The sequence below is a fragment of the Chromohalobacter nigrandesensis genome (assembly GCF_023061285.1).
Taxonomy (GTDB): Bacteria; Pseudomonadota; Gammaproteobacteria; order Pseudomonadales; family Halomonadaceae; genus Chromohalobacter; species Chromohalobacter nigrandesensis.
The window spans coordinates 66,877-87,430 of the sequence record NZ_JAKGAM010000006.1; the positions used below are offsets into that span (position 1 = coordinate 66,877).

The following is a 20,554-nucleotide window of genomic DNA, read 5'->3' on the forward strand; positions in this document are numbered from 1 at the left end:
GCTGCGGGCACGCGCGGCCCGACCGGACAAGCGGTGGGCGAGAAACGCGAAAGTCGGCGAATGACGGAAAACGAGTCGCCCTGAACCATCGCAAGGCACACTAGTATAACGCGTTCGACGGGGGACTAAAGAGGTGCCGAAATACCGGCGGAAGGTACACGCGTGGTGGCAGGCGCGCTAATGGTCCATATCCCAGGCATGTGCCATGGCATGACGCACCTGATCGAAATCGAAACCGCGGGAGGCCAGAAACCGCTCGCGCTTGGCACGTTCACGCGGCTCGCGGCCGGGTGAGTCGAAGCGCTTGGCCAAGGCCTCGCACGCCAGGCGATGCCAATCGGGGGCCTCGCCGTCGAGTGCCTCGCGCGCCATCTCATCGGTGACGCCACGCGCACTCAACTCGGCACGAATCTTCATCTCCCCTTGGCCCCGAAACAAGCGCGACCGCACGAATTGCTCGGCGAAGCGTGCATCGGACTGCAAGCCTTCCTCGGCCAGACCATCCAGCGCCAACGCGATATCGGCGCGTTCATGCCCCCGCGTCGTCAGCCGCGACACCAGCTCAGCCTGCGAGTAATCGCGACGCGCCAGCAGGCGGATGGCATCATCGCGAGGTGTCGCCTCTTGCTTATCCATGGTTACAACAGGCTATCGTCGTTCTGGGTCGCTGCGGCCTTATCTTCGCTGGCACCCTCCTCCGGCTTGTCGTCCTCCGCCTTGGGCGTGGACAGCAACCGCGCGCGAATCTCGGTTTCGATCTCGTCCATGATCGCCGGATTGTCCTCGAGAAACTGAGCGGCGTTGGCCTTGCCCTGACCGATCTTGCTGCCTTGGTAGCTGTACCAGGCACCCGCCTTGTCGACCAAGCCTTGCTGCACGCCGAGATCAACGACCTCGCCGGCATGGTAGATGCCCTTGCCATAGAGGATCTGGAACTCGGCTTGGCGGAACGGCGGCGCAACCTTGTTCTTGACGACCTTGACACGGGTTTCGTTGCCGGTCACCTCGTCGCCCTGCTTCACCGAGCCAGTCCGGCGGATATCCAGGCGCACACTGGAATAGAACTTCAGCGCGTTGCCGCCGGTGGTGGTCTCGGGACTCCCGAACATCACACCGATCTTCATGCGGATCTGGTTGACGAACATCACCATGCAGTTAGCGTTCTTGATATTGCCGGTGATCTTGCGCAGCGCTTGAGACATCAAGCGCGCCTGCAGGCCAACATGGGCATCGCCCATTTCGCCCTCGATCTCGGCACGCGGCGTGAGAGCCGCAACCGAATCGACGACGATCACATCGACACCGCCGGAGCGTACCAGCATGTCGCAGATTTCCAGTGCCTGTTCACCGGTATCCGGCTGCGAGACCAGCAGATCGTCGAGGTTGATACCCAGCTTTTCGGCGTAGCTGGGGTCCAGCGCGTGCTCGGCATCGACGAAGGCACAGGTCTTGCCTTGCTTTTGTGCCTGAGCGATCACCGACAATGTCATGGTGGTCTTGCCCGAGGATTCGGGGCCGAAGATCTCGACCACGCGACCCAGCGGCAAGCCGCCCACACCAAGCGCAATATCCAGCCCCAGCGAGCCGGTGGATACGGCGGGCAGCGCCACGCGCGGCGTATCTCCAAGACGCATCACGGCGCCCTTGCCGAACTGGCGCTCGATCTGGGAAAGCGCTGCGTTGAGCGCCTTGGAACGGTTGTCGTCCTGTGCCATGAAGGTCTCCTATCGAAGGACGTCGAAGCTCGCACGGCGGCACAAACGCATGTCGGCGCCGACCGCGAAATACTGTATGACTAGACAGTAGTATGACGAAAAAATTCCTCGCCGCCTACCTCTGCTTTTCACCCGATATCACGCTGTCGATACCATTTTCTCAAACCTGTCGATCAGGCCGATCAACGCCACGCGTACTGCCTGGTGACGCACTTCACTACGCGATCCTGCCAGGTGATGGCATTCTACTTCCTGTTGCCGCTCATCGCCCCAGGCAAACCATATCGTGCCTGTCGGCTTGCCGGGGCTACCGCCACCAGGGCCGGCGATACCGCTGATCGCCACACCCAGCGTGGCACCACTGTCGCAACACGCCCCCGCCACCATTTCGACCACGGTTTTGGCACTGACCGCTCCGTGCTCGGCAAGGGTCGCGTCACGCACACCCAATAGCCGCTGCTTGGCGCCATTGGCATAGGTCACGTAGCCGGTCTCGAAATACGCGGAGCTGCCGGCAATATCGGTAATCGCACTGGCCACACCGCCGCCGGTGCAGGACTCCGCCGCCGTCACGCTGGCATTCGCCGCGAGACAGGCGCGCCCCAGGCGCTCGGACAATGCCTCGAGCGAAAAAGCTTGCCATGCTGTCAGCGTCACCGCCATATCATGTCCCCCGGTTGCCATCTTGAGCGGCATGCCACTGACGCCGCCCACCCGAATGCGTAGAATAGAGGCTTTGGCGAACGTTTGCAGGCGCGTCCAGCGTCGCGTCGCCTTGATCCCATTTGGCAACATCAGCCACCGGCACGACAAGGATTCGCATGAGCCAGGCCTCTGCCCAGCATACGCCGATGATGGCCCAGTACCTGAAGATCAAGCGCGAGCATCCCGAGGTGCTGCTCTTCTATCGCATGGGCGATTTCTACGAGCTGTTTTATGAAGACGCCAAGCGCGCCGCCCAATTGCTCGATATAACCCTGACCCAACGTGGCCAATCGGCGGGCAAGCCTATTCCCATGGCCGGTGTGCCGTATCATAGCGCCGAAGGCTATCTGGCGCGGCTGGTCAAATCCGGGGAATCGGTGGCCATCTGCGAGCAGATGAGCGACCCCAGCACGGCCAAGGGACCCGTGGATCGTCAGGTCGTGCGCATCGTCACGCCAGGCACTCTGCACGATGAAGCCTTGCTCGACGCGCGCCGCGACAATCTCGTGCTTGCCGTGCATCCTCACGGCGAGCGCTGGGGCCTGGCCTGGCTGGAGCTTTCCAGCGGCCATTTCAGCGTGCTCGAAGTCGATGGCGAGAGCGACCTGCTGTCCGAGATCCAGCGCCTCGACCCCGCCGAACTGCTCGCTGCGGAGAGTCTTTCGCTGCCGCCGACCCTCGCTGAGCGTCCCGGCTTTCGCCGCCAGGGCGACTGGCTGTTCGACCTGGAGAGCGCTCAGCGCTTGCTGTGCGATCAATTCGGCGTGGCCGACTTGCGCGGCTTCGGCTGCGCGCACCTCACCACCGCGCTGACCGCCGCCGGCGTGCTCATCGACTACGCCCGCGATACCCAGCGCTCGCGCCTGCCGCACGTCACCGGCATCGCCGTGGAAAATCGCGACGAGGCGGTGGTGATCGACGCCGCCAGTCGCCGCAATCTCGAGATCGACATCAACCTCGGCGGCGGCGTCGAGAATACGCTGGCCAGCGTGCTGGATACCACCGCCACGGCCATGGGGTCGCGCCAGTTGAAGCGCTGGCTGAACCGGCCACTGCGCGATACCGCCCAGGTCCAGGCGCGTCAGGCGGCGGTACAGAGCCTCATCGACGACGATCGTTATGCTGCCCTGCGCGAGCCGCTCAAGGCGATCGGCGACGTCGAGCGCATCCTTGCCCGCGTGGCCCTCTACAGCGCCCGGCCCCGCGACCTGGCACGCTTGCGCGATGCCCTCAACGCCCTGCCGGCGCTGGAACGCGACCTGGCCGAGCTCGACGACGGCACCGCCATCGACGAACTCAAGCACCATATCCGGCCGTACCCCGAACTGGCCGACACGCTGACCCGTGCGCTGATGGACAACCCGCCCGTGGTGATCCGCGACGGCGGGGTGATTGCGACCGGTTTCGACGAGGAGCTCGACGAATACCGAGGCCTGGCCGAGCATGCCGGCGACTACCTGGTCGAGCTCGAGACCCGCGAGCGCGAACGCACCGGTCTGGCCGGCCTCAAGGTCGGCTACAATCGCGTCCACGGTTACTTTATCGAGATCCCCCGCGCCCAGGCTCGCGAGGCCCCGGCCGAGTATATTCGTCGCCAGACGCTGAAAAACGCCGAACGCTTCATCATCCCCGAGCTCAAGGAATTCGAGGACAAGGCACTCTCGGCCAAGTCGCGCTCACTGGCCCGCGAGAAGCTGCTCTACGACGGCTTGCTGGAAACCCTCAACGTCGATCTGCAAGCACTACAGGGCACCGCACGCGCCCTGGCGACCCTCGACGTGCTGGCATGTTTCGCCGAACGCGCGCTGGCGCTGGATTTCGTACGCCCCCGGCTGAGCGATCAGCCTGGCCTGCGCATTCATGGCGGGCGTCATCCCGTGGTCGAGCACGTCAGCGACCACCCATTCGTGCCCAATGACCTGACGCTGGATGAAACGCGGCGCTTGCTGGTCATCACCGGGCCCAACATGGGCGGGAAGTCGACCTACATGCGCCAGGCGGCCTTGATCGCGCTGCTCGCACATACCGGCAGTTGCGTGCCTGCCGACGATGCCGAGATCGGCCCCGTGGATCGCATCTTCACGCGTATCGGCTCCAGTGACGATCTAGCCGGCGGCCGCTCGACCTTCATGGTGGAGATGACCGAAACCGCGACTATCCTGCATAACGCCACCGAGCACAGCCTGGTGCTGATGGACGAGATCGGTCGCGGCACCAGCACCTTCGACGGCCTCTCGCTGGCCTGGGCCAGCGCCGAACACCTGGTCGAGCGACGCGCGTTCACGCTCTTCGCCACACACTACTTCGAGATGACCGCGCTGACGGAACCCTACGACGGCGTGGCCAACGTGCATCTGACGGCCGCCGAACATCAGGATGGCATCGTTTTCATGCACCGTGTCGAGGAAGGTCCCGCAAGCCAGAGCTACGGTCTGCAGGTCGCGCAACTCGCCGGCGTACCGCCTCGCGTCGTGGCACGAGCACGCGAGAAGCTCGCCACTCTGGAGCAGCAGGAAGTCCATCAAGCCAGCGCTCGTGGCGCCACCCACGAGGGCGACGCGCCCAAACCGCAACAGGCAGACCTTTTTGCCAGTGCGCCGCACCCGGTCATCGAGGCCCTGGAAAAGCTCGACCTCGACGACCTTTCCCCACGCCAGGCCATGGCCTTGCTCTATGAGTGGCGCGGGCAGTGTTGAGGAGGCGTGGGGACGTTTGGCTATGAGGCCATTCCAAAACGTTTATGGCGCTGGCTTGCCCGCGCGCCGGGGGCGCGACTAAAATGTGGCGCCATTAGAATACGCCATTATAAATCGCCGCCCGTTTATAACCGTACTGTCACCCTTGAGCGCTGCCGCGACCGAGATTCAGGAGATCCCCATGACATTCGTCGTCACCGAAAACTGCATCCGCTGCAAATACACCGACTGCGTCGAAGTATGTCCCGTGGACTGCTTCTACGAAGGGCCCAACTTTCTGGTGATTCATCCCGACGAGTGTATCGACTGCGCGCTGTGCGAGCCCGAGTGTCCGGCGGAGGCGATATATTCGGAGGATGAGCTTCCGGATGATCAGAAGGACTTTACCGAGCTCAATGCCGAGCTTTCCGAGATCTGGCCCAACATCAGCGAAAAGAAGGATCCCCTGCCCGAGGCGGAGCAGTGGGACGGTAGCCCCGACAAGTTGCAATACCTCGAACGCTGACTTACAGCATTCTCGGCGCGCGACACAAGGCCGGCCTTTCGACAAGGTCGGCTTTTTTTCGTCGAGAAGGCAGGCCAAAAAAAAGCGGCCCGAAGGCCGCTGCATCCCATTCATCCCTGAGCGGCTCCCTCCGCTCGACTCCCTAGGTGCGCTCCATGCCTGCCATGGGCTCCCTCCACGACAGACGCACCCTGCTGCATCCCAATCTGCCTCCAGGTAAGCAATGCCTTTGCTCATCCTGTGCCACGTATTGTTGCCAAACCTTCTCATCACGACAAGCGGGTCCTCTGCTCCTCGACTTTTAGCAGACAGACACCGGAAAAACCAAAATCTTCCTTTAAAAACATAAAGATAAACCATTAAAAAGTGTATCTATCACGTCGATTATCGCGATTTATCACACATCGATGGCACTTTTTGTAGGAAATCTCTTACAAAGAATGGAGATAATGCTTACCCAAAAACACCCACGGCGGCCCTGAAGGCCGCCGTGGGTGCTACAACCGAGACGTCATAGACGTGCGCTTTGCGCTCGACGTCAGCCCTGGCCCTTGATCGCGGCCAGGCCCGGATAGATAGCCTTGCCCTCCAAGGCTTGCTCGATGACCAGCAAGCGGTTGTACTTGGCCACGCGGTCGCTGCGGCACAGCGAGCCGGTCTTGATCTGGCCGGCGGATGTACCCACGGCCAGGTCGGCGATGGTGGTGTCCTCGGTCTCGCCGCTGCGGTGCGAGATAACCGCCGTGAAGCCGGCGTCCTGCGCCATCTTGATGGCATCCAGCGTCTCGGAAAGCGAACCGATCTGGTTGAACTTGATGAGGATGGAGTTGCCGATGCGCTCGTCGATGCCACGCTTCAGAATCCGCGTGTTGGTGACGAACAGATCGTCGCCCACCAGCTGAATCTTGTCGCCCAGCTTGTCGGTCAAGGCTTTCCAGCCAGCCCAGTCGGACTCGTCCATACCATCCTCGATGGAGACGATCGGGTACTGATCGCACAGCGCGGCGAGATAGTCGACGAAGCCTGCCGCGTCGTAGGACTTGCCCTCGCCCGAGAGGTTGTACTGACCGTCCTGGTAGAACTCCGAGGAGGCGCAGTCCAGCGCCAGTGTCACGTCCTTGCCCAAGGTGTAGCCGGCCTTTTCCACGGCCTCCTGGATCACCGCCAACGCCTCGGCGTTGGAGGCCAGGTCGGGAGCGAAACCGCCCTCGTCGCCCACCGAGGTCGACAGACCGCGTGCGGCGAGCACTTTCTTCAGGGTATGGAAGATCTCGGCGCCCATGCGCAATGCTTCACGGAAGTCAGGCGCGCCCACCGGCTGGATCATGAATTCCTGAATGTCGACGTTGTTGTCGGCATGCTCACCGCCATTGAGGATATTCATCATCGGCACCGGCATGCGGAACTGGCCCGGCTGGCCGTACAGCTCGGCGATGTGCGCGTAGAGGGGCACGCCCTTCTCGATGGCGGCCGCCTTGGCCGCGGCGAGCGACACGGCGAGGATGGCGTTGGCGCCGAGGCTGCCCTTGTTGTCGGTGCCATCCAGTTCGAGCATGGCGTTATCCAGACCGCGCTGATCGAGCGCATCCTTGCCTAGCAGGGCGTCGCGAATCTTGCCGTTGACGGCTTCGACCGCCTTGAGCACGCCCTTGCCCAGATAGCGCGCGGCATCGCCGTCGCGCAGCTCAAGCGCCTCGCGCGAGCCGGTGGAGGCGCCACTCGGCGCGCAGGCCGTGCCACGCACGCCACTCGCCAGCACGACATCGGCCTGAACGGTCGGGTTGCCGCGGGAGTCCAGCACCTCGAGGGCGTGGATATCTTTGATCTCAGCCATTGCGAGTCATCCTCGTGTTAACGATGGGTCGTTTCAGCATATCGAGAGGGTAGCGGTCGCGTTGACCGCTACGGGCGGCTCCGCTCGTCGTGTACTCGACTATCGCATGCGTCGGTGTCTCAGTCGATTTCCAGGGGGGCAAACCCCTTGACCATATCGTCGATCGACTTGAGTTGGCTCAAGAAGCCCTCGAGGCGGTTCAAAGGCAAGGCGCAGGGGCCATCGCACTTGGCGTTGTCGGGGTCGGGATGCGCCTCAAGGAACAGCCCCGCCAGTCCTACCGCGACGCCCGCACGCGCCAGCTCGGCGACTTGCGCACGACGCCCGTCGGCGCTATCGGCGCGGCCACCCGGTTGCTGCAGCGCATGCGTGACATCGAAGAACACCGGATAGCCCGTCTTCTTCATTTCACCCAAGCCCAGCATATCGACCACCAGATTGTTGTAGCCGAAGCTGGAGCCGCGCTCGCAGAGTATCAGCCGCGAATTGCCGGCTTCCTCGCATTTGCGAATGATATGACGCATCTCATGCGGGGCGATGAACTGCGGCTTCTTGATGTTGATCGCCGCACCGGTCTCGGCTAACGCCACCACCAGATCAGTCTGGCGGGCCAGGAAGGCCGGCAACTGAATGACATCCGCCACTTCGGCCACCGGCTTGGCCTGCCAGGGTTCGTGAACGTCAGTAATCACCGGCACGCCAAAGCGCGACTTGATCTCGTCAAGCCACTCGAGGCCCTTTTCCAGGCCCGGGCCGCGATACGAGTGAATCGAGCTGCGATTGGCCTTGTCGAAACTCGACTTGAACACATAGGGAATGCCCAGGCGCTGCGTCACCTCGACATACGCCTCGGCGACTTCCAGGGCCATCTCGCGGGACTCGAGCACGTTCATGCCGCCAAACAGCGTCAGCGGCAATGAATTGCCGGCCCTCAGGCCGGCAAACTCGATGTGTTTGGATGTCTCGGCCATAGCGCTTCCTCAGTTCTGCTGTTGTGCACGCGCCCGTGCGACCGCGGCCTTGTACTCCAGCGCGGCGTTGATGAAGCCGGAGAACAGCGGATGCCCATCGCGCGGCGTGGAAGTGAATTCCGGGTGGAACTGGCACGCCACGTACCAGGGGTGATCGGGCAGTTCGATCATCTCTACCAGGGAATGGTCGGCGCTCTTGCCGGAAATCACCAGGCCGGCGTCTTCCAGCGCCTCGACGAACTGGTTGTTGACCTCGAAGCGATGACGATGGCGTTCGGTGATGTCTTCCAGGCCATAGGCCGCGTGCGCTCGGGTTCCCGGCGTGAGGTGGCACACCTGGCCGCCGAGCCGCATGGTGCCACCCAGGTCGGACGCCGCATCGCGCAGCTCGATCTTGCCCTGGGGATTGACCCATTCGGTAATCAGCCCCACCACCGGGTGCTGCGTGTCGTGGGTGAATTCGGTGGAGTTGGCATCCGCCCAACCCGCGACATGGCGCGCATATTCGATGACCGCTACCTGCATGCCCAGACAGATGCCCAGATACGGCACCTTGTTCTCGCGGGCATAACGGGCGGTAGCGATCTTGCCTTCCACGCCACGCTCGCCGAAGCCACCGGGGACCAGAATGGCATCCTTGCCGGCGAGACGCTCGGTACCGTGACGCTCGATGTCTTCGGAGTCGATATAGTCGATGTTGACCTTGACCCGCCCCTGAATGCCGGCATGGATCAACGCCTCGTTGAGCGACTTGTAGGCGTCGAGCAACTCCATGTACTTGCCGACCATGGCGATGTTGACCGACTTCAGCGGATTCAGCTTGGCATCCAGAACATGCACCCATTCGCCAAGATCGACCTCGTCGGCCTCAAGGCGCAGCTTGTCGCAGATGATCTCGTCCAGGCCATGCTCGTGCAGCATCAGCGGGATGCGATAGATGGTATCGGCATCCTGCAACGGCACCACCGCGCGCTCCTCGACGTTGGTGAACAGCGCGATCTTGCGCCGCTCGCTCTCCTCGAGCTCGACTTCGCTACGACAGATGAGGATATCCGGCTGGATGCCGATGGAGCGCAGTTCCTTGACGCTGTGCTGGGTCGGCTTGGTCTTGGTCTCGCCAGCCGTCTTGATGTAGGGCACCAGCGTAAGATGCATGAAGAGTGCCTGGCTGGCGCCCCTCTCGCTACGGATCTGACGTGTCGCCTCGAGAAACGGCAGCGATTCGATATCCCCCACCGTGCCACCGATTTCCACCAGCGCGACATCGAATCCCTCGCCGCCTTCATACACGCGGCGCTTGATCTCGTCGGTGATATGCGGAATCACCTGCACGGTCCCACCTAGATAATCGCCGCGGCGCTCCTTGCGCAGCACGCTTTCGTAAACGCGCCCGGTGGTGAAGTTGTTGCTCTGGGTCATCTTGGTACGGATGAACCGCTCGTAATGTCCCAGATCGAGATCGGTCTCGGCGCCATCTTCGGTGACGAACACCTCGCCGTGCTGGAACGGGCTCATCGTGCCAGGGTCGACATTGATGTACGGATCCAGCTTGAGGATGGTGACCTTGAGGCCGCGCGCCTCGAGGATCGCCGCGAGGGAGGCGGAGGCGATGCCCTTGCCGAGTGAGGACACAACACCACCGGTCACGAAGATATATCGCGTCATGGAAAACCTGTCGAAACGTGATCTGAAGGCCGTGGAGAAAACCGGGCCTGGATGGGACGCCAGAATAGCAGATTCGCCCACAACGCTCAATTTGAGCTTCGGGCTTCGGGCTTCGGGCTTCGGGCTTCGGGCTTCGGGCTTCGGGCTTCGGGCTTCGGGCTTCGGGCTTCGGGCTTCGGGCTTCGGGCTTCGGGCTTCGGGCAGAAGTATGATTCGTAGCCCGTAACACCTGCGAAGCGTCTTGCTCGTAGCCCGAAGCGCGTTGCTCGTAGCTTATACGCCGAGGTAGTCGAGAATGCCTTCACCGGCCTGACGGCCTTCATAGACGGCGGTGACCACCAGGTCGGAGCCACGCACCATGTCGCCACCGGCGAAGATCTTTTCATGGCTGGTCTGGAAGGCGAAGCCACCCTGTGCCGGCGCCTTGACACGACCGCGCTCGTCAAGATCGATGCCCACCGTGTCGAACCACTCGGCGGGGTTGGGCTGGAAGCCGAAGGCAATGATCACCGCGTCGGCGGCGAACACTTCTTCCGAGCCCGGCACCACCTCGGGACGCTGACGCCCATTGGCATCCGGCTCACCGAGACGCGTGCGCACCAGCTTGACGCCTTCGACCTTGTCCTCGCCGACGATGGCCACCGGCTGACGATTGAACAGGAATTCCACGCCCTCTTCGCGGGCATTGGCCACCTCCTTGCGCGATCCCGGCATATTGTCCTCATCGCGACGATAAGCGCAGGTCACACTCGCCGCCCCCTGACGGATCGAGGTGCGGTTGCAGTCCATCGCCGTATCGCCGCCGCCCAGCACCACGACGCACTTACCTTCGAGCGACACGTAATCGTCAGGATCCTTCTCGAAGCCCAGGCAGTGATTGACGTTGGCGACCAGGAAATCCAGCGCCTTGTGGACCCCGGGCAGATCCTCGCCAGGAAAGCCGCCTTCCATGTACTTGTAGGTGCCCATGCCCATGAACACGGCATCGAACTCGTCGAGCAGTGCCTCATGGGACACATCGCCGCCAATTTCCACGCCCAGGCGGAACTCGATCCCCATCTCTTCGAACACCGCACGGCGCCGCTTCATGACATTCTTCTCGAGCTTGAACTCGGGAATGCCGAAGGTCAGTAGCCCGCCGATTTCGGGGTGCTTGTCGAACACCACCGGTTTGACGCCGTTACGCACCAGAATATCGGCACAGCCCAATCCCGCCGGGCCGGCACCGATCACCGCTACACGCTTGTCGGTCCAATCGACCTTGGACATGTCCGGGCGCCAGCCCATGGCGAAAGCCGTATCGGTGATGTACTTCTCCACCGAGCCGATAGTCACCGCGCCGAAGCCATCGTTCAGCGTGCAGTCACCCTCGCAGAGGCGGTCCTGCGGGCACACACGACCGCACACCTCGGGTAGCGAATTGGTGCGGTGAGACATCTCCGCCGCCTCGAGGATGTTGCCCTCACTGACCAGCTTCAACCAGTTGGGAATGTAATTGTGGACCGGGCACTTCCACTCGCAATACGGATTGCCGCAATCCAGACAGCGATGCGCCTGGCTGGCCGCCTCGCTGGGCTTGTAAGGCTCGTAGATCTCGGCGAACTCGCGCGCTCGGGCGCGCGCTTCCTTCTTCTGCGGATCCTGCCGACCGACATCGATGAACTGGAAATCGTTATTCAGACGGTTTGCCATGGTCGTCTCTCCTGGTATTCAGCGAGCAGCAAGCGCTACTCGGGCCGCCGACGGCTCTGACTCCGGCCACCAACGGCGCTTATTCTGGCCGCCAACGGCTTTTAATCCGGCTGACGCCAGCTCTTATTCCGGCTAACGCCGATGCCTATTCCGGCTGACGCCGATGCCTATTCCGGCTGACGCCGACTCTTATTCCGGCTGACGCCGGGACTGGGCCAGCAGACCGTTGAGATTCGCCGCCTTGGGTTTCACCAACCAGAAATGGCGGATGAAGTCGGAGAAGTCCTCAAGGATCGCCTGGCCCCGCGCGGAGCCGGTTTCGGCGACGTATTCCTCGAGCATCTCCCGCAGGTGGCGCCGGTAGGCTTCCATGACCTCGGTATTGATGCGATGGATCTCGACCAGTTCGTGGTTGTATTTGTCGACAAAGGTGCGATCTTCATCGAGTACATACGCGAACCCGCCGGTCATGCCCGCCCCGAAGTTGATGCCGGTCTCGCCGAGCACGGCGACCAGACCCCCGGTCATGTATTCGCAGCAGTGATCGCCGGCACCCTCGATGACCGCATGCACACCGGAGTTGCGCACCGCGAAGCGTTCGCCCGCCGTGCCCGCCGCGAACAGCCTGCCGCCAGTCGCGCCGTATAGACAAGTGTTGCCGATGATCGCTGTCTTGTGGCTTTCGAAGCGGCTCTCGCGAGGCGGCACGATGACCACCTTGCCGCCGTTCATGCTCTTGCCGACGTAATCGTTGGCATCACCTTCGAGATAGAGTTGCAGGCCACGGGCGTTCCACACTCCGAAGCTCTGCCCCGCCACGCCGGTGAAACGCGCGACGATCGGCGCGTCTTCAAGCCCACTCTCGCCATAGCGCTTGGCGATCTCACCGGACACCCGAGCCCCCACACTGCGGTCGCAGTTGGTGATCTGGAAGTGGAACTCACCACCCGATTTGGCCTCGATGGCCGGCAACAAGGCGTCCAGCATTTCCTGGTTCTTGGCGCCTGGATCGTGCGGCTCGTTGCGACCGATCTGGCAGAACTGCGGCGCGTCCTTGGGGACATGATCGTTCTGCAACAACGGCATCAAATCGAGCTTGCGCTGGGACGCCGTCTCGCCCTCGAGGATCTCGAGCAGATCGGTGCGCCCGATCAGGTCGGGCAACTGACGCACGCCGAGCAGTGCCATCAGCTCGCGGACTTCCTCGGCGATGAAGCGAAAGTAGTGCTTGACCATGTCCACGGTGCCGCGGAAATGCTCGTCGCGCAGATGCTGGTGCTGAGTGGCAACGCCGGTGGCGCAGTTGTTGAGGTGGCAGATACGCAGGTATTTGCACCCCAGCGCCACCATCGGCGCGGTGCCGAAACCGAAGCTCTCGGCGCCGAGAATCGCCGCCTTGATCACGTCGAGGCCGGTCTTCAGGCCGCCATCGGTCTGCAGGCGAATCTTGTCGCGCAGGCCATTGATGCGCAGCGCCTGATGCACCTCGGGCAGGCCCAGTTCCCACGGGCTGCCGGCATGCTTGATCGAGGTCAGCGGACTCGCCGCCGTGCCGCCGTCGTAGCCGGAAACGGTGATCAAATCGGCGTAGGCCTTGGCCACGCCGGTGGCGATGGTGCCGATGCCCGGCTCGGAGACCAGCTTGACCGAGACCTGGGCCTGCGGATTGACCTGCTTCAAGTCGAAGATCAGTTGCGCCAGATCCTCGATGGAATAGATGTCGTGGTGCGGCGGCGGCGAAATCAGCGTCACCCCAGGCACCGCGTAACGTAGCCGAGCGATCAGTTCGTTGACCTTGCCGCCGGGCAACTGGCCGCCCTCACCGGGCTTGGCGCCCTGCGCGACCTTGATCTGCAGCACCTCGGCGTTGACCAGATAGGCCGGCGTCACGCCGAAGCGCCCGGAAGCGATCTGTTTGATCTTGGAGCTACGAATGGTCCCGTAGCGCGCCGGGTCCTCGCCGCCTTCGCCGGAGTTGGAACGCCCGCCGGTCTCGTTCATGGCTTGCGCCATCGCCTCATGAGCCTCGGGTGACAACGCGCCCAGCGACATCCCGGCACTGTCGAAGCGCGGCAGCAGGTTCTCGACAGGTTCGATCTCATCGAGCGGCAACGGTTCGGGCGCCGGCTTGAGCGTCAGAAGGTCGCGGAGGGTCGCCACCGAGCGCTCATTGACGGTCTGTGCGAACTGCTTCCACTTGGCGTAGTCGCCGCTTTGCACCGCGCTCTGCAACTGCATGACCACGTCCGGGTTGTAGGCGTGGTATTCATGATCGTGCACGTACTTCACCAGACCGCCCTGACGAATTCCCTTGCGCGGGATCCAGGCATCACGGGCCAGCAGTTCCTGCTGGAGTTGCAGCTCGGCGAAGCCGGCACCTTCGATACGCGACGCCATGCCGGTGAAGCACATCTCCATGACCTCGGAGGATAGCCCCACCGCCTCGAACAGCTGCGAACCGCGATAGGAGGCCAACGTCGAGATACCCATCTTGGAGAGTATCTTGTAGAGCCCCTTCTGCAGGCCCTTGCGGTAATTTTCACGGGCGTCCGCCGGGTTGCCGGTCAACTCGCCAGTATTGTGCATGTCGGCCATGACCTGGTAGGCCAGATACGGATACACCGCCGTAGCCCCCACGCCGAACAATACCGCCATCTGATGGGCGTCGCGGGCATAGCCGGTCTCGACCACCAGGTTGACGCGCGGCCGCAAGGCCTTGCGGCCCAGGTAATGGTGGATCGCTCCCACCGCCAGCACGGCATGAATCGGCAACTTGCCGCGTTCCAGATCGGCGTCCGAAAGCACCAGGATCACCTTACCCTCGCGAATTGCGTCCTCGGCCCGTTGACACAGGCCGAGCAGCGCCTGCTTGAGCGTATCGCGCTCAGGGTCGTAACTCAGGCTCAGCTTATGGCTGGCGAACGCCGGATCCTCCTGATTAATCAATGCAGTGAACTTGCGCGGCGATAGCACCGGCGTGGTCAGGATCAGGCGGTGCGCGTGTTCGGGGGTCGCCTCGAAGACGTTCAACTCGGCGCCGCAGCAGGTTTCCAGCGACATCACGATCGCTTCGCGCAGCGGATCGATGGCCGGGTTGGTGACCTGCGCGAACTTCTGCCGGAAGTAATCGGTCAGCAAGCGTCCATGACGCGACAGCACCGCCATCGGCGTGTCGTCGCCCATCGAGCCCACCGCCTCCTGGCCGCCCTCGGCCAGCGGACGCAGCAACTGATCGCGCTCTTCGAACGTTACCTGGAACATCTTCTGGTAAACGTTGAGCTTGTCGCCGGCCATGGGCTGAAAACGCGCCAGCTCGGTCAGCGCGGACTCCAGATAATGCGCATGCTGCTTCAACCAGCGCCGGTATGGGTACGCCGAGCGCAGACGTTCGTCGACATCCGGCGTGTGCAGCACTTCGCCGGTATGGGTGTCCACGGCGAGGATCTGCCCCGGCCCCACGCGGCCCTTGGCAATGACGTCCTCGGGCTTATAGTCGTAGACGCCGATCTCGGAGGACAGGGTGATATAGCCGTTCTCGGTGATCACCCAGCGCGCGGGACGCAGCCCGTTACGGTCGAGCATGCACACCGCATGACGGCCATCGGTCATCACCAGACCGGCGGGGCCATCCCACGGCTCCATGTGCATGGAGTTGTACTCGTAGAAGGCGCGTAGATCACCATCCATCGTCTCGACGTTCTGCCAGGCCGGCGGCACCATCATGCGAATGGCGTTGTAGAGATCCATCCCGCCGGTCAGCAACACCTCGAGCATGTTGTCCATGCTCGAGGAGTCGGAACCCGACGTATTGACGATCTCGTCGAGTTCGGTGATTTCCGGCAGCAACGGCGAGAGAAAGTTTTCCTTGCGCGCGTTGGCCCAGCCGCGATTGGCTTCGACCGTGTTGATCTCACCGTTATGCGCCAGGAATCGGAAAGGCTGCGCCAGCGGCCAGCGCGGTGCAGTATTGGTGGAAAAGCGCTGATGGAAGACGCAGATCGCCGTATGCAGCCGCTCATCGCCCAGATCCCGATAAAAGGTGGGCAAATCCGCAGGCATCATCAGGCCCTTGTAGGACACCACCTCGGTGGACAACGAGCAGATATAGAAGTCGTCTTCATCCTTGAGCGCTTGCTCGGCATAGCGCCGCGCCATGAACAGGTCGACATTGAACGCCTGGGTGTCGCACTCGCCATCGGCCTCGACGAAGATCTGACGAATGCGCGGCAGGCACTCCAACGCCATGGGGCCACACACCGACGCATCGGTGGGCACCTCGCGCCAGCCGCTGACACGCAGACCACGCGCCGTCAGTTGCGCCTCGAGTACCTCTCGCGCATGCGTCTCGCGGGCATCGTCATCGGGCAGAAACAGACTGCCCACAGCGAAGCGTTCGCCCAGCGTGACGCCCAGCTCCTCGCTGGCCACGGCACGCATGAAGTCGCTGGGCATCTTGAATAGCAGACCGCAGCCATCGCCGGTCTTGCCGTCGGCGGCGATGCCGCCGCGGTGGGTCATGCAAGTCAGGGATTCGATCGCGGTCTTGAGCAGGTCATGACTCGCCTGCCCTTCCATGTGGGCGATCAAGCCGAAACCGCAGTTGTCACGGAACTCGCCAGGCTGGTGAAGGCCTCTCATCATGGGCGTGCCTCACAATTTTTGAAAACTTGTGTCCAGAAATAATCGTGTTATGCTTTTCGGTTATCTTTTATTTTTAAGGTGTGAAAAGCTCGTCATTCGATGACGCATCGGACGTGAAAAAGGCCAACCAGCATAGCCCCTGGCCCCTGCTCAAGCAATTCCACGACCCGCCTCTCTGCCTCAAAGCCGCGCAAAATCGCGGGGTTAGCCGCATAATTTGGCTAAAACCCCTGACATGTCAACGCGTTAGCAAGCTGGAACGCACAAATCTCGAAACATGCGACTTTAGTCTAGATTATCGCTCCAGCTCATGCCGATCCTGCATGAGGCATGCCGATACAGGCATATTGTCGCGTGAAAACCGTCGTTGCACAAACACGGGCGGGGCGACGCAAAACGCCTGCCGAAGAGGCAGGCGTCACGCGTCGATCAAGGGAGAGACACGCGCGTCAGGCGCGGGGGAAGTCGACGAGCAGCGACTCGAGCATATCCGACGGGGTGTCGTCGTAGACGCACGCCTCGCCCAGGCTGGACAACAGCACCAGGCGTAAGCGGTCGTCGATGTTCTTCTTGTCCAGGCGCATGGTGGCGAGAAAGTCACCGGCACTCATCGCAGCAGGTGCCGTCACCGGCAGGCCGGTATCCGCCACCAGCGTCTCGACACGCGCCATGTCGTCGGCGGCAAGCCAGCCAAGACGCTGCGACAGCGTGGCGGCCATCAACATGCCCGCGCCCACGGCCTCGCCGTGCAGCCAGTTGCCATACCCCTGATGCGCTTCGATCGCGTGCCCGAAGGTATGCCCCAGGTTGAGCAGCGCCCGCTGACCCTGTTCGGTCTCGTCGCGGGCGACGATCTCCGCCTTGATGGCACAGCTTCTGAGGATGGCCTCGGTGAGCGCCTCGACATCGAGCCCGCGCAGCGCCGGCATGCGCGCCTCCAGCCAGGCGAGGAAGTCGGCATCCTGTATCAGGCCGTACTTGATGACCTCGGCAAGTCCTGCGGAGAGCTCACGGGCCGGCAACGTGGCCAGCGTATCGGTGTCGATCAACACCGCGCGCGGCTGCCAGAAGGCGCCGATCATGTTCTTGCCGCGCGGATGATTGACGCCGGTCTTGCCGCCCACCGAGGAATCCACCTGCGACAGCAAGGTGGTGGGCACCTGCACGAAGGCCACGCCGCGCTGATAGCACGCCGCGGCGAAGCCTGCCATGTCGCCGATCACTCCGCCACCAAGCGCCACCAGCGTGCAACGCCGATTGAACCCCGCCGCCAGCAGCGCGTCCCAAATGCGCTCGACACTGGCCAGAGTCTTGGTGTGCTCGCCATCGGGCAGGATTACCTCGCGCACGTCGCGGTCGTCACCGCTCAGCGTGCGCTTGAGGCGCTCGAGATAAAGCGGCGCCACGGTCTCGTTGGTGACGATCATCACCTGACGCCCGGCCAGGTAGGGCACCAGCAGGTTCGGCTCATCGAGCAGCCCCGGGCCGACATGGATGGGATAGCGCCGGGCGTCGAGTTCGACATGCAGACGTTGATACGGCAATGCGGACGAAGCGGTCATGATCAAGCCTTGAGGTCGAGTGGATCGGACAAACGCTTGGTGCGACGAATGATCTCGTTGACCACCGCCCTGGGGCCACGCCGGTCGGTGCGGACCGTCAAGTCGGCGGTGGCGCGGTAAAGCGGGTCACGCTTGGCGAACAGATCGCGCAGCACCTGCTCGGGATTGCCTTGACGCAACAGAGGGCGGTTACGATCACGGGCCGTACGCCGAATCTGCTGTTCGACCGAGGTCGCCAGATACACCACCGTGCCACGCTCGCGCAGCGCCTGGCGGTTATCCTCACGCATCACCGCACCGCCGCCAGTAGCAAGGACGATAGCCTCGCGCCCGGCCAGCTCCCGCAGCATGTGGGTTTCACGATCACGAAAGCCACGCTCGCCCTCGACATCGAAAATCCAGGCAATATTGGCACCGCAGCGCGCTTCGATTTCGTGATCGCTATCGAAAAACTCGCGCTTCAACTCGGCTGCCAGCAGGCGTCCGATGGTGCTTTTCCCCGCGCCCATGGGGCCGACGAGGATGATCGTGGGCAGATCCTGCATCAGCGATTCGCCTGTTCGTCTCCGATGATCTTGGGGGTAATGAAGATCAACAATTCTACCTTTTCGTTGGATTCCTGGGTATAGCGGAACAACGACCCGATGAGCGGTAAATCGCCAAGCAGCGGCGTCTTGTAGAGATTGCGCAATTGCTCAGACGTCAGTATGCCGCCCAGCACCACGGTCTCGCCATCATTCACCAGCACCTGGGTCTCGATGGAATTGGTATCGATCGCCGGCGCGCCATCGTAGCTGCTATCAGAGACGGTATCGTTGTTGATCAGCAAATCCATGACGATGCTGCCGTCGGGGGTGATCTGCGGCGTGGCCTCGAGCGACAGCACGGCTTCCTTGAATTCCACATTGGTCGCCCCGGAGGACGTCGACTCTTGGTAGGGGATTTCCTGGCCTTGCTTGATTACCGCCTTTTTCTGGTTGGCAGTGATGATCTTGGGCTGGGAAATGGTCTGGCTCTTGCCCTCACTTTCCAGGGCACGCAATTCCAGGTCGAGCAACACGTCGCCAGAAAGATAACCGAAGCTGAATGCCGAGCCGCTGCCATCGCTATCACCCAGATCGACGGACAGACCGGCGGAGCCGCGATTGGCACCACTGGGGTTGCGATCGACCACGCTACCCACGCCATCTTCGTCGAAGGTAACCCCCTGGCGTTGCGAGACGCCCCAGTTGACCCCCAACTCCTGGGAGGCAGTATCACGGGCGATGACGATGCGTGCCTCGATCTGCACCTGACGCACCGGCACATCGAGCTTGTCGAGCATGTCACGGATCCCCGCCAGTTGATCGGGCGTGTCACGCACCAGCAATGTATTGGTCCGCTCATCGACCGTCACGCGGCCACGCTCGGAGAGCAGACCAAACCCTTCGCTGCCACGCAGCATCGTGGCGAGATCAGTGGCCTTGGCGTAACGCACCTGCACGTACTCGGTCCTGAGCGGCGCCAATTGTTGAGACTGGACACGATTTTCCAGCGTCTGGCGCTCCATCTGTGCCAGCTCATCGGCGGGCGCGACCACGATCACATCGCCCTCGCGACGACTCGCCAGACCATGACTCTTGAGAATCAGATCGAGCGCCTGATCCCACGGCACCTGCTTGAGATTGAGCGTCACACTGCCCTGAACGCTATCGCTGGCGACGATATTGATCCCGCTGAAGTCGGAAAGCACCGACAGCACTTCGCGTACTTGAATATTCTGAAAATTGAGGCTCACCGGCTCGCCGTCATATTCCTGCGTGTCGCCCTCTAACGCACGCGCATCATCAGCACGCGGCTGCACCTCCACGATCAGTTGATCGCCGCGCTGCGTGACCAGGTGCTGAAAGGCCTCGCGATTGTCGAGCGTCAATGTCACGCCGTCCGCGTCGGACTGTGGCACGATGCGCGACACCGGCGCATCGAAATCGCTGACGTCGAGAATACTGTTCAACTCCTTAGGCAGCCGCACACCGGGCAACGTGACCTTCAAGGTGTCGCCTTCGGCATCCGTTTCAGGCGTCACGCCACCGTGGTCGAGCGTCACCACCAAGCGCCCACCGCCGTTATCGCCACGCCGGAAATCGAGATCGCGGATGCGCGTCAATGCGGTGGAGCGCTCAGCGGCATCCCCGCCCAGACGCACACGAAGACGCTGCCCCTGACGCTGGGTCGAATAGGACAAGGGCTCGTCGAGACCGAACACCAGACGTGTGCGCTCGCCCGTCTCGGCCACGCTGACCTCGCGCAACCCAGCGCGATCGATACCGAAGCGGCGCTGCTCGAGCTGGTTTTGCGTTGCCGGCAGGTCGACGACGAGCTGCGCCGGCGAGTCGCTCCGGTAGCTATGCGGCTCGGGCGCCGGACCATCGAATGCCAGCAACGCATCGATTCCGCCATCTCCGCGCTGGGCAAACTCGAGCGACGTCAACGTCGCCGCCTGCCCCTGGGCACAGACGACCAGCCCCACGAGACAGAGCCCGCCCATCAGCCAGTCGCGCAGCGTTCGCATCATGTGGTTCTCCAATA

At 62.5% G+C, this 20,554-nt stretch carries 13 protein-coding genes; 2 read left to right on the forward strand and 11 right to left on the reverse strand.

The genetic code is table 11. The annotated features are described in order from the left end of the window. Positions 1 to 177: 177 nt before the first annotated feature. The 3 genes from L1073_RS09455 to L1073_RS09465 all read right to left on the reverse strand — a co-directional run bounded on the left by L1073_RS09455 (position 178) and on the right by L1073_RS09465 (position 2,510). Positions 178 to 636 (reverse strand): regulatory protein RecX, encoded by a 459-nt coding sequence (locus L1073_RS09455; protein WP_246898748.1) that lies wholly within the window; start codon positions 634 to 636, stop codon positions 178 to 180. 2 nt (positions 637 to 638) lie between these two features. Then, the gene (gene recA, locus L1073_RS09460) at positions 639 to 1,715 is read right to left on the reverse strand and encodes a recombinase RecA (RefSeq protein WP_246898749.1); all 1,077 of its coding nucleotides are present in this window, start codon (positions 1,713 to 1,715) and stop codon (positions 639 to 641) included. Between the two features lie 138 nt (positions 1,716 to 1,853). Next, on the reverse strand, positions 1,854 to 2,510 hold the full coding sequence (locus L1073_RS09465; RefSeq protein ID WP_425531575.1) for a CinA family protein: 657 nt from the start codon (positions 2,508 to 2,510) through the stop codon (positions 1,854 to 1,856). A 26-nt stretch (positions 2,511 to 2,536) separates the two neighbouring features. On the opposite strand from L1073_RS09465, the gene mutS reads away from it, so the two are divergent. Next, complete coding sequence (gene mutS, locus L1073_RS09470; RefSeq protein ID WP_246898751.1) at positions 2,537 to 5,116, forward strand: DNA mismatch repair protein MutS; 2,580 nt, start codon at positions 2,537 to 2,539, stop codon at positions 5,114 to 5,116. 181 nt (positions 5,117 to 5,297) lie between these two features. Next, complete coding sequence (fdxA, locus tag L1073_RS09475) at positions 5,298 to 5,621, forward strand: ferredoxin FdxA (protein ID WP_246898753.1); 324 nt, start codon at positions 5,298 to 5,300, stop codon at positions 5,619 to 5,621. A 538-nt stretch (positions 5,622 to 6,159) separates the two neighbouring features. On the opposite strand, the gene eno is transcribed toward fdxA, so the two are convergent. The 8 genes from eno to L1073_RS09515 all read right to left on the reverse strand — a co-directional run bounded on the left by eno (position 6,160) and on the right by L1073_RS09515 (position 20,540). Further along, positions 6,160 to 7,455, reverse strand: coding sequence for a phosphopyruvate hydratase (gene eno / locus L1073_RS09480; protein ID WP_246898755.1), 1,296 nt, complete (start codon positions 7,453 to 7,455; stop codon positions 6,160 to 6,162). 119 nt (positions 7,456 to 7,574) lie between these two features. Further along, complete coding sequence (gene kdsA, locus L1073_RS09485) at positions 7,575 to 8,426, reverse strand: 3-deoxy-8-phosphooctulonate synthase (RefSeq protein WP_246898756.1); 852 nt, start codon at positions 8,424 to 8,426, stop codon at positions 7,575 to 7,577. A gap of 9 nt (positions 8,427 to 8,435) precedes the next feature. After that, on the reverse strand, positions 8,436 to 10,091 hold the full coding sequence (gene pyrG, locus L1073_RS09490; RefSeq protein WP_246898758.1) for a CTP synthase: 1,656 nt from the start codon (positions 10,089 to 10,091) through the stop codon (positions 8,436 to 8,438). Between the two features lie 273 nt (positions 10,092 to 10,364). Beyond that, on the reverse strand, positions 10,365 to 11,783 hold the full coding sequence (locus tag L1073_RS09495; RefSeq protein WP_246898760.1) for an FAD-dependent oxidoreductase: 1,419 nt from the start codon (positions 11,781 to 11,783) through the stop codon (positions 10,365 to 10,367). 189 nt (positions 11,784 to 11,972) lie between these two features. Then, the gene (gene gltB / locus L1073_RS09500; protein ID WP_246898761.1) at positions 11,973 to 16,424 is read right to left on the reverse strand and encodes a glutamate synthase large subunit; all 4,452 of its coding nucleotides are present in this window, start codon (positions 16,422 to 16,424) and stop codon (positions 11,973 to 11,975) included. 449 nt (positions 16,425 to 16,873) lie between these two features. Further along, on the reverse strand, positions 16,874 to 17,986 hold the full coding sequence (gene aroB / locus L1073_RS09505; RefSeq protein ID WP_246898763.1) for a 3-dehydroquinate synthase: 1,113 nt from the start codon (positions 17,984 to 17,986) through the stop codon (positions 16,874 to 16,876). Positions 17,987 to 17,988: 2 nt separating this feature from the next. Further along, positions 17,989 to 18,531, reverse strand: coding sequence for a shikimate kinase AroK (gene aroK, locus L1073_RS09510; protein WP_246898765.1), 543 nt, complete (start codon positions 18,529 to 18,531; stop codon positions 17,989 to 17,991). Further along, positions 18,531 to 20,540 carry a type IV pilus secretin PilQ gene (locus L1073_RS09515; protein ID WP_246898767.1) on the reverse strand — a complete coding sequence of 670 codons (2,010 nt, stop codon included), beginning with the start codon at positions 20,538 to 20,540 and terminating at the stop codon, positions 18,531 to 18,533. The genes aroK and L1073_RS09515 overlap by 1 nt, the downstream gene beginning before the upstream one ends. Between the last annotated feature and the right edge of the window lie 14 nt (positions 20,541 to 20,554).

Excerpts from the sequence above, each read along its gene's own strand:
- mutS (WP_246898751.1), top strand. The coding sequence starts at position 2,537 with ATGAGCCAGGCCTCTGCCCAGCATACGCCGATGATGGCCCAGTACCTG.
- L1073_RS09495 (WP_246898760.1), bottom strand. The coding sequence starts at position 11,783 with ATGGCAAACCGTCTGAATAACGATTTCCAGTTCATCGATGTCGGTCGG.
- eno (WP_246898755.1), bottom strand. The coding sequence starts at position 7,455 with ATGGCTGAGATCAAAGATATCCACGCCCTCGAGGTGCTGGACTCCCGC.
- gltB (WP_246898761.1), bottom strand. The coding sequence starts at position 16,424 with ATGATGAGAGGCCTTCACCAGCCTGGCGAGTTCCGTGACAACTGCGGT.
- kdsA (WP_246898756.1), bottom strand. The coding sequence starts at position 8,426 with ATGGCCGAGACATCCAAACACATCGAGTTTGCCGGCCTGAGGGCCGGC.
- L1073_RS09455 (WP_246898748.1), bottom strand. The coding sequence starts at position 636 with ATGGATAAGCAAGAGGCGACACCTCGCGATGATGCCATCCGCCTGCTG.
- L1073_RS09515 (WP_246898767.1), bottom strand. The coding sequence starts at position 20,540 with ATGATGCGAACGCTGCGCGACTGGCTGATGGGCGGGCTCTGTCTCGTG.
- fdxA (WP_246898753.1), top strand. The coding sequence starts at position 5,298 with ATGACATTCGTCGTCACCGAAAACTGCATCCGCTGCAAATACACCGAC.
- aroK (WP_246898765.1), bottom strand. The coding sequence starts at position 18,531 with ATGCAGGATCTGCCCACGATCATCCTCGTCGGCCCCATGGGCGCGGGG.
- L1073_RS09465 (WP_425531575.1), bottom strand. The coding sequence starts at position 2,510 with ATGTTGCCAAATGGGATCAAGGCGACGCGACGCTGGACGCGCCTGCAA.
- aroB (WP_246898763.1), bottom strand. The coding sequence starts at position 17,986 with ATGACCGCTTCGTCCGCATTGCCGTATCAACGTCTGCATGTCGAACTC.
- recA (WP_246898749.1), bottom strand. The coding sequence starts at position 1,715 with ATGGCACAGGACGACAACCGTTCCAAGGCGCTCAACGCAGCGCTTTCC.
- pyrG (WP_246898758.1), bottom strand. The coding sequence starts at position 10,091 with ATGACGCGATATATCTTCGTGACCGGTGGTGTTGTGTCCTCACTCGGC.